Raw genomic sequence first — 11,524 nt, 5'->3', positions numbered from 1 at the left:
CTGGTTTTATCTGATTTTTCAGAAAAACGGAATCGATCTGAGCGAAGGAAAAAATGGAAATAAGCGAAAAGTGATGCAGAAGATGAAGAGCCGGAACGGTCGCACAAAAAATACATTTGGAGTGGTCTCCAAATGTATCAAAGTAAACTCAATTTTACTTAATTTTTTATAAAATTAATACTACATACTCTCCGTCCTGCCACCATCAACTGGCAAGTTGATTCCGCTGATGCTTGCTGCCGCCGGGGTGCATAGGAATGCGACTGCTGCTGCCACTTCTTTGGCTTCGCTGAAACGGCGGATGGGAATGCTGGACTGCAGTTCCTGGGCGACTTCGTCTTTTGATTTACCTGAATTTTTGCTGCGCATATCTAATACCGAGTCGAGGCGGGAAGTGACGGTGTAGCCGGGCAACACATTGTTGGAAGTAATGCCGAATTGGCCTAGTTCCAGGGATAAGGTTTTAGACCAGCTTGCTACGGCGCCGCGGATGGTGTTGGAAACGCCTAATCCAACGATCGGTTGCTTTACCGATGTGCTGATAATGTTCACAATGCGGCCGTAATGAGCTCTTTTCATGGATGGAACAACAGCCTGCGCCAGGAACTGGTTATTGATGACGTGCATCTGGAAGGTTTTAAGAAACTGATCCGGATCGGCGTCAATGATCGGGCCGCCAGACGGACCGCCGGTGTTGTTCACAAGAATGTGGACGTCGGGAACGAGGCGGAGATAATTTTCGATGGCTTCCTTTACATTTTCAGGATCGGCGAAATCTGCTACGACGTAGCGGTGCAGTTGTCCGGCGGATGTATCGAGCGTGTCAACTGCTTCCCTTAATTTTTCCTCATTACGCGCGACCAATGTTACATTAGCGCCCAATAATGCCAGTTCAAGGGCCGATGCCAGGCCGATTCCCTGCGTGCTTCCGCAAACCAATGCCGTTTTTCCAGTCAGATCAAGATTCATTGCTTTTGATTTAGGTCTCTTTAATTCGTTCGTTATCTCTTCGATTTTAGCAGTTTCTGCTTCAAACTTCGTACTTTTTTCGGCTATCTTTGCGGTTTATTTTTCAGTCAGAGAAATCATTAGTCTAACATCCCACAATGTCGAAAAAAATCCAATCCGCTCTTATTTCTGTATACTATAAGGACGGACTTGAACCATTGGTTCGCCTATTGCACAACGAAGGTGTAAAACTTTATTCCACCGGAGGCACGCAGACTTTCATTGAAAACCTGAACATTCCCGTTACTGCTGCGGAAGAACTGACCGGTTACCCATCTATTTTTGGAGGACGCGTAAAAACATTGCACCCGGCCATTATGGGCGGTATTTTGTATCGTCGAGATGACGCTGGCGATGTGGCACAGGCACAGCAATACAACATTCCTGCCATTGATCTGGTAGTTGTGGATCTTTATCCTTTTGAAGAAACGGTTGCTTCGGGCGCAGGAGAAGAGGATATCATTGAAAAAATCGACATTGGAGGCATTTCGCTGATTCGTGCAACGGCCAAAAATTTTAAGGATACATTAATCGTTTCGTCACGCAGCCAATATGCGGAGGTTGTAGAGTTGCTGACTGCGAAAGCGGGCGCGACTGATCTCGAAGACCGTCGTTTCTATGCAGGTCAGGCTTTTGCGGTTTCTTCTCATTATGACGGAGCCATAAATCGCTTTTTCACAGCGGATAAAGAAAAAACAGACAAGGCGCTTTTTGACTTCACAAGCCTGTCTTCGCAAACATTACGTTACGGCGAGAACCCGCACCAAAGTGCGACTTACTACGGTGATTTGGAAGGCATTTTTGATAAATTACATGGTAAGGAGCTGTCTTATAATAACTTGGTAGATGTTGATGCTTGCGTAAGCCTGATTGATGAATTTGCAGAATCAGGACCGACATTTGCCATCATTAAGCACACCAATGCTTGCGGAATTGCCACTGCATCAACAGGAAAAGAAGCTTATGACAATGCACTGGCCTGCGATCCGGTTTCGGCGTTTGGTGGTGTAGTGATTACCAATACAAAAGTGGATCTGGCTACGGCAGAGGAGCTTAACAAGCTATTCATGGAAATTCTGATCGCTCCGGAATATGATGAAGATGCATTGCAGTTGTTAAAGTCGAAAAAGAACAGGATTCTGCTGAAACGCAATGCAGTGGTTCTGCCACAAATCATGTTCAAGACCATTCTGAATGGCGTTTTGGTGCAGGATAAAGATCTGTCAACCGAAGTTCAGTCCCAATTCACAACGGTTACCGAAACGGCCCCAACAGCAAGCGAGCTTACTGCGCTGGAATTTGCATTGAAAGTTTGCAAGCATACAAAATCAAACACGATCGTTCTGGCCAAAGAAAACCAGTTACTAGCGAGCGGAACGGGACAAACCTCCCGCGTAGACGCATTACGCCAGGCAATTGATAAAGCAAATGCATTCGGCTTCGACCTGAACGGCGCTGTAATGGCCTCAGACGCATTCTTCCCATTCGCAGACTGCGTTGAAATCGCACATTTGGCAGGAATTACTGCTGTTGTGCAGCCCGGCGGTTCTATTCGGGATAAGGAGTCCACGGATTACTGCAATGCCAATGGCGTAGCGATGGTTACGACGGGGGTGAGGCACTTTAAGCATTAAGTAGCACAAAAGTTACTTCCCCCTGTCACGCTGACCTCCCCTGTCACGCTGAGCGGACCGGGCCGCCGGGCGGTCGAAGCGGCGCTACTCCTTGGTAACGCGCCTTCGGCTCCGCTCAGGCTGACAGGGGAGGTCAGAAAGCAGGGCAGCATACCACAGGAGGCGTGCTTGTCGTGATAGCTAGACGGCGACACGACACAGTAACCAGCTCCTTTCTTCCTCAACCCACAATCCAACCAACTCTTTGAACCCCAACAACACATCCCAGCACCCCCTTTTCAAGCTGGGAAAGCTGTTTGTTATTGGATTCATTGTTGTTACTGCCAGTCTTTTCTTCCTATATCCACAAATTTTCTATTGTGAACTAATCCGTTTCTCCGGTTTCCGATCTGAGACAGGAACAATTTATTTTAGTCCGGAGATTAAGCCTATTCATTATAAAAAGCTGAAATCGATCATCATCAGCTCCGAAGCCAGGGTCGACTCTTTCTTTCAGGGCAAAAAGTCCAGTCCTACCATTATCGTTTGTCACGATCCGCAGGAATATCAGAAATATTGCAGCAGCACAGAAGGGGCGGGGTGCAGTTTGGGGACGCCTTGGGGCAATTCGTTTGTGATCCTTAATGCGCAGGGGATGAATGTGGATGTGATCAGCCACGAAATGAGCCATACGGAACTGCTTGAAAGACTGGGCTGGTGGACTATTGCTACGGAAATTCCGCAATGGTTTAACGAAGGCATTGCGCTCATGCTCGACAGGCGGTTTGTGAACAACCCGGATAAGATTGGCCGCTATTTCGATTACATGGACGAATGGCTCTATTACACAGGCGGTGGCCAGCAGATTTTGGAGCTCAGGGATATGGCATCGATCAAAGGTTTCTTTAATGCAAATCAAAAGCAGGTGATGCTTGCTTATATGTCGGCTGGCCTCGAAGTTTCCTATTGGCTTATCCTTTCGGAAGAGGACGGTTTGCAGCGGTTGATAGGAGAAATGAAGGCCGGGAAATCATTTGAAGAGGCCTATCAGCGTGCGGAAGGCAAAAAACGTGCTTACTGGTTTAAGAAACTGCCAACGAACCCGCTCCGATTTCAGGATTCAAAGAAAATATCGGAATAAATACATGTCGATTTAACACTTGTAACTATATTTATGAACGCATTTGAAAACAGGACTATTATTCCCATGTCTATTTTCATTTTGCACTATTTTCTGAAAATAATGTACCTTTCGATTTAAACCAATCAACCTCATACATTCATCTATTTTATTATTTGAAATGCAACAATTACAGAGCCTGGATTATATTGTTTTCTTCTTTTATTTCATCGTCGTCTCCGGTTACGGTTATTGGATTTATCAACGGAAAAGATCAACAGTCGAGTCAACCAAGGATTTCTTTTTGGCGGAAGGCTCGCTGACCTGGTGGGCGATCGGAGCATCATTAATTGCTTCCAATATTTCAGCAGAGCAATTCATCGGAATGTCCGGAAACGGCTTCTCGATGGGTTTGGGTATTTCAACATATGAATGGATGGCAGCGGCGACACTTGTGATTGTAGCCGTTTTTTTTATGCCCATTTATCTCAAAAACAAGATTTATACAATGCCACAATTCCTGAGCCAGCGTTATAATCCGACGGTGAGCTTAATTATGGCCGTTTTCTGGCTGGCGTTGTACATTCTGGTTAACCTTACTTCTATCCTTTATCTGGGCGCACTTGCGGTCTCGGGTATTTCCGGATTGGATTTCCAGTTTTGTATGATCGCGCTCGCCGTTTTTGCGATCATTATCACCATTGGCGGGATGAAAGTGATTGGTTTTACGGATGTTATCCAGGTTTTCTTCCTGGTAATCGGTGGTTTGGCAACGACTTATCTGGCTATTAACCTTGTTTCGGGAGAGGCGGGTATTGATGGTGTAATGACCGGAATCAAAATGATGCGTGAAAATCACGATGACCATTTCCACATGATTTTCCCTAAAACAAGTCCGTTTTATATGCAATTGCCTGGTTTGACGGTTCTCCTTGGCGGGATGTGGATTGTAAACCTGAACTACTGGGGTTGTAACCAATACATTACGCAACGTGCTTTGGGAGCGGATTTGAAAACTGCCCGTAACGGGATACTGTTCGCGGCGTTTCTGAAACTTTTAATGCCGGTGATCGTGGTTTTACCAGGTATCGCAGCCTACGCGCTTTATAGTAAAGGAATGTTCCAGGCAGAAATGCTGGATGCAGATGGGCAGATCAATGCAGATAAGGCCTATCCAGTATTGCTTAACCTGCTTCCTGCGGGTTTGAAAGGACTTTCGTTTGCCGCATTAACTGCCGCTGTGGTGGCTTCGCTGGCTGGTAAAGCAAATAGTATTTCAACGATTTTCACACTCGATATTTTCAAAAATTATATTGGAAAGAATTCGGACGAAAAAACGCTCGTACGCATTGGACGTATCGTTGTTGTAGTTTCTATGATCCTTGCAATCGTGGTTTCTCCTTATATGGGAATCGATAAAAAAGGTGGTTTCCAGTTTATTCAGGAAATGACGGGCTTGTTATCGCCGGGTATTTTTGCATCGTTTATCATGGGCTTTTTCTGGAAGCGTACCAACTCCGCAGGTGCATTATTCGCCATTGTGGGCGGTTTCCTAATTGCGTTGGCCATGCACAACAATTACTTCCCGTTTGCCGACTGGACGCAAGTTCCGTTCCTGGACCGTATGGGCTTGGTATTCCTGATATGCGTGGTGGTAATGGTGATTTTAGGCTTGGTAATGCCTGATGAGAAGAAAGGATTGGCGATCGATACGGCCATGTTCATCCCGCACCGCAGCTTTATCATCGGCGCAGCAGTTGTTATCGGCATCATCGTATTCTTATACGCCTACTTCTGGTAATAGGAGAAGAAGGGCAAAAAAAGAAAGGCTTGGAGCGATCCAAGCCTTTCTTTTTTTGAGACGATCAGGAGATTAAGCCTGCTCCTCGATAATCGTAATTTTCTGGATTTTGTCTCCCTGACGAAGCAAGTCCACAGTATCAACGCCTTCCACCACTTTGCCGAAGCAAGTATGGTTTCCGTCCAGATGCGCTGTGTTTTTGCGGCTATGGCAGATAAAGAACTGCGATCCGCCGGTGTTACGTCCTGCATGTGCCATGGAAAGAACGCCACGGTCATGATATTGGTTACCACCATTCAGCTCGCAATCAATTTTATAGCCAGGACCTCCACGGCCGGTTCCGGTTGGATCGCCGCCTTGCACCATAAAATCAGGTATAACCCTGTGGAAGATCAGTCCGTCGTAAAATCCTTTTTTTGAAAGATCAACAAAGTTTTTCACCGTTCCGGGTGCGTCCGCATCGTAAAACTCGATCAGCATCGTGCCTTTATCGGTGATCATTTCTGCTTTTGTCATATTGATTTTAAAGAGAATTTGAATAAAAATTGAAGTTGTTTCCGGTCAGTCGAACTGACGTTTCATAACAACACAAAGAAAAGGATAATGTATCCTTTTCTTCAACTATATGCCAAAATAAATGATTGATCAGGAGTCAGTGAGTGGCTTCTCAGTTTGTTTTGTCAACTGAACGTCTGCTTTTTTCTGCTCCACCTTGAATTCAGCCAAACGGTCTACCACGTCTCCGCTTACCCATTCTTTGCTTCTTTCGGGGTTGTTAAACCATTCTTTGACAGCCAGTAACTTATAGATGTAACGGGTTGTTTCTGAGTTTAAACGCAATTTGAAATAATCGTCCTTGTTCTGAGCATCCAGTTTATTCTGAATGTGCGTAGGTCCTGCATTATAAGCAGCAGCAACAAGTGTCCATGAACCAAGCTGACGATAAAGGTTGCGCAGGTATTTCCCTGCGGCATGCGTTGATTTGACGAGGTGTTTGCGATCGTCCCTGGTTTCATTAACAACCAGTCCAAGAGATTTAGCTGTTGCCGGCATTAGCTGCCAGTAGCCTCCCGCGCCACGGTGCGATTTTGCATCGTCATTCATTGCGCTCTCTATCAGGGGAAGATATTTGAAATCGGCTGGTACTCCATACTTTTTAAGAATCGGTTCTATAATCTTGATTCTTTTTTGGGTCTTAGTCATCAGCTTACGAAAGGTGGGGTTGTCGTAATTTCTGATCATTTTTTGATATCGCTCAGCGATTCGAAGCTCTGATAATGGAATGGCCTCGCCACAGAAGTCAATAGCAAGAAGATCTGAATCTATAATTGTTGTCTCTTTCAGTTCCTTCTTTTCCACCCCCACCTCGCTCACTGGTTCATTACCCATTATTGCGATTGAGAGGGCCATAAAGATAAGTTTAATCATTCATTTTTCATTTCGTGGAACATAGTATAAAGGCTTAAAGCCGGAGCAAAGATAACGCGGTTTGAATTAAAAATATTTCATTTTTCTGTAAAACTTTGATTTATAGACCATTATGTAACCGCTGTGTAGTATTAATTCAAGACATTCGCATTTGGTGTTTCACGCTCATTTCCTGGGTTTCCTTTGTAAAAAAGCATAAAACCAAAATTTAACTTGCGCTCAACGACGAATTACCAAACGCGAAAATTAACAATTCATATCATTTAATATAGAAATAATTGTAAAAACGTGACATCAGTTACTGATAATCAAAGTTTTAGCATCACTGTTAAAACCATTATTCAGACTAATCATGTTGTGCCGGACTAAAATTCACAAATTCCTTGCCAATGGTACATTGTTTTAAACTTTCAGAATTGCAGAAATAGTAACTTGCGTTTTTGCACTATTTTGCGAGATTATGGTCACAGTTAAAGAGGCGAAACAAAAGATTCTGGAAAATGTCAAGGCGCTGCCCGCTCATATTGTGGAGATCGGAAACGCTTTGGGGCATGTTTTGGCGGCTGACATATTGGCACCGCTGGCATTACCTTCATTTCGCCAGTCGTCCATGGATGGCTATGCGCTCATACACAGCGATGTAACGGAAACAGCAACTATTCTGAAATTAGAGGGAGAATCAAAAGCGGGGCAAACTTCCAAACCGGCACTAAGATCGGGATCTGCGATGCGCATTTTTACGGGAGCGCCCGTCCCTGACGGCGCAACTGCCGTAATCATGCAGGAAAATACTTTGGCACAAGACGGAAGCGTCACGATCCAGGAATATCCGGTTCAGGAAGGTAAGAATGTTAGAAATATTGGTCAGCAGATTCAGCAAGGCGCTGTTGCACTGGAGAAAGGCACTTTCCTGTCGCCGGGAAGTATTGGATTTTTGCAGGGAATGGATGTTCGCGAAGCCAATGTTTATAAAAAGCCCAAAATCGGATTGCTGATTACGGGCGACGAACTGCTGCATAAGGGCGATTCGCTGGTCCATGGTAAAATTTTTGAATCCAATTCAGCCATGCTTGCCGCAGCATTGCAGCAGGAAGGAATAGCAGATCTTGAAATAAAATATACGGCAGATGATCTGGAATCAACAATCAACGGACTTAACGAGCTGGCGGAATCCAATGATGTTGTGCTTGCTTCCGGCGGAATTTCAGTGGGTGATTATGATTTCGTGGGAAAAGCTGTGGCCGCATTAGGGGCCGAAACGGTGTTTTATAAGGTGCGTCAGAAGCCCGGAAAACCCTTACTATTTGCAAAAAAGAATGATAAGCTGTTTTTTGCATTGCCAGGAAATCCGGCCTCTTCGCTGGTTTGTTATTACGAGTACGTGTTACCGGCTTTGAGAATTATGTCCGGCCGAAAAGAGCCGTTTTTAACAACATTAAAAATGCCTGCGAAATATGCTTATTCTTTCAATGGCGAGCGGGATGAATTCCTGAAAGGCTTGATTGTAAACGGGGAAGTGATACCGCTGGACGGCCAGGAATCGTTTGCATTACGCTCCTTTGCTATCGCTAATGCCATTATTTATCTGCCCTTAACACAAAACGTGGTGAATGCAGGCGATTTGGTTGAGGTTCATTTGCTTCCCGGCTGAATCGGTTTTTGAAAAAATGTGTTAGGCTTTTAAATAGAAAACATAAGCAATGAGCATTCAGATATCCTATTATGGAATGTTGGCAGAGATTACCGGCCAGGCGAATGAAGTTTGGATGAGTGATCAATGTCTGACTGTCGGCGATTTTCGCAATCAAATCATCGAGCGATATCCTGCCATGCGGGAGAAAAAATTTAAAATTGCAGTGGATCAAAAGATTGCGCAAGATTACGTTTCTATTGATAATGCATCCGAAATCGCACTGCTTCCCCCATTTGCAGGAGGCTGAAACATTATACGGGCCTAAACCCCAAGAACCATTTCATGGAAAAAGCGCATAAGCATAAAAAAGTTTTCGTTCAGGGACCGATCAGCCCTGATTTTGTTTCCAAATCGATCGCAAGCCACCAGTCGAAAACAACTATTGGCGCGCACGCCATATTTTTAGGGCAGATCCGGGCAGACCAGAAAGCAGAGGGAACAGTAACCGGCATCGAATATTCAGCTCACGAAGAAATGGCCGAAAATGCATTCCACGAGATCAGGGAAGCTGCTTTTGAGCAGTTTGAACTTACGTGCATGCATATTTACCATAGCCTGGGCATTGTGCCGACGGGCGAAATCAGCCTCTTCGTTTTCGTTTCTTCGCCCCACCGTCGCGCCGCTTTTGAAGCTTCCGAATATATTGTAGAGGAAATCAAAGCCAATGTTCCGATCTTCGGAAAAGAGCTGGTAGGCGAAGCCGGAAATTATGTTTGGAAGGAAAACAACTAAGAAGCATCACCGCTCGACATTTGCTAGAAATCATTCACTCATTGGCTCATTCACTCATTCAGTTATCCATCGCACCGGCGACCCGGTCATTCAAAATTACAATTGGTAGACATTACGCATAAAAGCAACACATTACGCATTGCAACCGCCCAAGCCATTGTGCAGGTTAGCAAAGCAGAGACCATAACGGCCATCCAGGAGCGGAATGTTCCAAAAGGTGATGTTTTCGAAATGGCGAAAGCAGCCGGATTTCTAGCTGTGAAAAAAACGCCGGACCTGCTGCCCGATTGTCATCCGATCCCTGTGGAATATACAGGTGTGAATTACCGCATTGAAGATCTGACTATTGTCATTGAGCTGACTGTCAAGACAATATATAAAACAGGCGTCGAAGTTGAGGCTATGCACGGCGCTTCGGTGGTTGCGCTTACCATGTATGATATGCTGAAACCAATCGACAAAGGCGTTGAGATCAGGAATATCAGGTTATTGGAAAAAAAAGGTGGAAAGAGCGATCGGAAAGCCATACCCGAAAACCTGAAAACCGCAGTAATTGTTTGTTCGGACAGCATTTCAAATGGAATTGGTGAAGATAAATCGGGCAAAAAAATTATTGAAAAACTGGAAGCTCTGAAAATTGCGGCCAGCGATTACAGCATAGTTGCCGATGATAAGGCCAGCATTCAGGAGAAAATCAAAAGCCTTTGCCTGGCAGATTATCAGCTTATTTTGATCACAGGCGGAACCGGGTTGTCTCACCGGGATGTTACACCGGAAGCAGTATCAGAATTAATTGAGAAAGAGATTCCGGGAATTGCGGAAACAGCCAGGAATTACGGTCAGGACCGTATGCCCACAGCCATGTTATCGAGATCTGTTGGCGGCTTAATTGGTGAAACACTGGTTATTACGATGCCGGGAAGCACAGGCGGCGTTGCAGAATATATGGATGCATTGTTCCCGCAAGTCCTGCATGTTTTTAGTGTCATTGAAGGAAAAAAGCACGATTAAAATAAAATAATGTCCTTACCCATTGTAGATACATTCGGTCGCAAGCACACTTATCTGCGAATTTCGCTGACTGATAAGTGCAATCTGCGCTGCACCTATTGTATGCCGCAGGAGGACATGCAGTTTATGCCTTCCAAATGGCTTATGCAAGCCGATGAAATCAAAGCTCTCGCTGAGATATTTGTTGAGATGGGTGTTGATAAAATACGTTTAACGGGTGGAGAACCATTAATCCGCAAAGACGTAGGGCAGATTGTTTCCGACCTTGGTAAGCTGCCCACTTCGCTGACCCTGACCACCAACGCTGTTTTCATTGATCAGTTTATTGATAATCTTAAAGAAGCGGGTGTCAATTCTTTGAATGTCAGCCTGGATACATTGCGGGAAGACAGGTTCAGAGCGGTCACGAAGCGGGACCATTTTACCAAAACCCTGGGAAATATCAGGTTGCTTTTGGCAGAAGGATTCGTGGTTAAGATCAATATGGTGGTGATGAAGGGCATTAATGAAGACGAAGTCAATGATTTCGTCAGGATGACCCTCGAACAACCCAATCTGCACGTCCGGTTTATTGAATTTATGCCATTTAAGGGCAATCAGTGGGATATGTCAAAGATCGTTTCCTACAACGAGCTCCTTTCCGATATCAATAATGAATTTGATTTTCAACAGTTAACAGGTGAATTGCAGGATACGGCACATCGTTTCCAGGTAACCGGCGGCGCGGGGACTTTTGGAATTATCGGGACGGTGACACATCCATTCTGCTCCGGCTGCAACCGCATCAGGCTCACAGCCGACGGAAAGCTTAAAAATTGCCTCTTCGACACTTCCGAAGCGGATCTGCTGACTCCTCTCCGCGCTGGCCAGGACGTCCGCGCCCTCATCCACGCCCATTTCCACAAAAAACACTTCGCCCACGGCGGCCACGTAAACTTCACCGAAAAGCAAGCCAAATCCGACTACGAACAAAACCGGAATATGATTGCTATCGGGGGTTAGTTACGTCACCAATCCATCTGATTAATATACTTAAAACCATTCAACACTAATTTCTGCCGTTTAAATAATGCGTGCAACATTGGCGGTTGCGGGGATATCATTGGTAAAAATCTTCA

The 11,524-nt window shown here is 45.1% G+C and carries 11 protein-coding genes; 8 read left to right on the top strand and 3 right to left on the bottom strand.

Features of this window, described 5'->3' with window-relative positions; translation table 11 throughout:
- Positions 1 to 180 precede the first annotated feature (180 nt).
- The gene (locus LZG74_RS15370; protein ID WP_233797429.1) at positions 181 to 969 is read right to left on the bottom strand and encodes an SDR family oxidoreductase; all 789 of its coding nucleotides are present in this window, start codon (positions 967 to 969) and stop codon (positions 181 to 183) included.
- A 137-nt stretch (positions 970 to 1,106) separates the two neighbouring features.
- Between LZG74_RS15370 and purH the strand changes: the two genes are divergently transcribed.
- The 3 genes from purH (at position 1,107) to LZG74_RS15355 (ending at position 5,542) form a co-directional block, all read left to right on the top strand.
- Positions 1,107 to 2,642: a bifunctional phosphoribosylaminoimidazolecarboxamide formyltransferase/IMP cyclohydrolase gene (purH, locus tag LZG74_RS15365; RefSeq protein ID WP_233797428.1), complete on the top strand. Its 1,536-nt coding sequence runs from the start codon at positions 1,107 to 1,109 to the stop codon at positions 2,640 to 2,642.
- A 244-nt stretch (positions 2,643 to 2,886) separates the two neighbouring features.
- Entirely contained in the window at positions 2,887 to 3,762 is an 876-nt protein-coding gene (locus LZG74_RS15360) for a hypothetical protein (protein ID WP_233797427.1), read from the top strand.
- A 160-nt stretch (positions 3,763 to 3,922) separates the two neighbouring features.
- Positions 3,923 to 5,542, top strand: a complete 1,620-nt coding sequence (locus tag LZG74_RS15355; RefSeq protein ID WP_233797426.1) for a sodium:solute symporter family transporter — start codon at positions 3,923 to 3,925, stop codon at positions 5,540 to 5,542.
- A gap of 72 nt (positions 5,543 to 5,614) precedes the next feature.
- On the opposite strand, the gene LZG74_RS15350 is transcribed toward LZG74_RS15355, so the two are convergent.
- Together LZG74_RS15350 and LZG74_RS15345 are read right to left on the bottom strand one after the other, a co-directional pair.
- Entirely contained in the window at positions 5,615 to 6,058 is a 444-nt protein-coding gene (locus tag LZG74_RS15350) for a peptidylprolyl isomerase (RefSeq protein WP_026628598.1), read from the bottom strand.
- Between the two features lie 129 nt (positions 6,059 to 6,187).
- Entirely contained in the window at positions 6,188 to 6,952 is a 765-nt protein-coding gene (locus LZG74_RS15345; protein WP_233797425.1) for a lytic transglycosylase domain-containing protein, read from the bottom strand.
- Between the two features lie 478 nt (positions 6,953 to 7,430).
- Between LZG74_RS15345 and glp the strand changes: the two genes are divergently transcribed.
- From glp to moaA, 5 genes are all read left to right on the top strand, one after another.
- On the top strand, positions 7,431 to 8,621 hold the full coding sequence (gene glp / locus LZG74_RS15340; RefSeq protein WP_233797424.1) for a gephyrin-like molybdotransferase Glp: 1,191 nt from the start codon (positions 7,431 to 7,433) through the stop codon (positions 8,619 to 8,621).
- Between the two features lie 49 nt (positions 8,622 to 8,670).
- Positions 8,671 to 8,910, top strand: a complete 240-nt coding sequence (locus LZG74_RS15335) for a MoaD/ThiS family protein (protein ID WP_233797423.1) — start codon at positions 8,671 to 8,673, stop codon at positions 8,908 to 8,910.
- Positions 8,911 to 8,945: 35 nt separating this feature from the next.
- Positions 8,946 to 9,395, top strand: coding sequence for a molybdenum cofactor biosynthesis protein MoaE (locus LZG74_RS15330; RefSeq protein ID WP_233797422.1), 450 nt, complete (start codon positions 8,946 to 8,948; stop codon positions 9,393 to 9,395).
- A 102-nt stretch (positions 9,396 to 9,497) separates the two neighbouring features.
- The gene (gene moaCB, locus LZG74_RS15325) at positions 9,498 to 10,406 is read left to right on the top strand and encodes a bifunctional molybdenum cofactor biosynthesis protein MoaC/MoaB (RefSeq protein WP_233797421.1); all 909 of its coding nucleotides are present in this window, start codon (positions 9,498 to 9,500) and stop codon (positions 10,404 to 10,406) included.
- Positions 10,407 to 10,415: 9 nt separating this feature from the next.
- Positions 10,416 to 11,408: a GTP 3',8-cyclase MoaA gene (moaA, locus tag LZG74_RS15320; protein WP_233797420.1), complete on the top strand. Its 993-nt coding sequence runs from the start codon at positions 10,416 to 10,418 to the stop codon at positions 11,406 to 11,408.
- The last annotated feature ends 116 nt before the right edge of the window (positions 11,409 to 11,524 follow it).

Origin of the sequence: Dyadobacter sp. CY327 (assembly GCF_021390415.1) — a bacterium.
Classification (GTDB): domain Bacteria; phylum Bacteroidota; class Bacteroidia; order Cytophagales; family Spirosomataceae; genus Dyadobacter; species Dyadobacter chenhuakuii.
The sequence above is the reverse complement of the archived record's forward strand: the minus strand, read 5'-3'. Positions and strand labels throughout refer to the sequence as shown.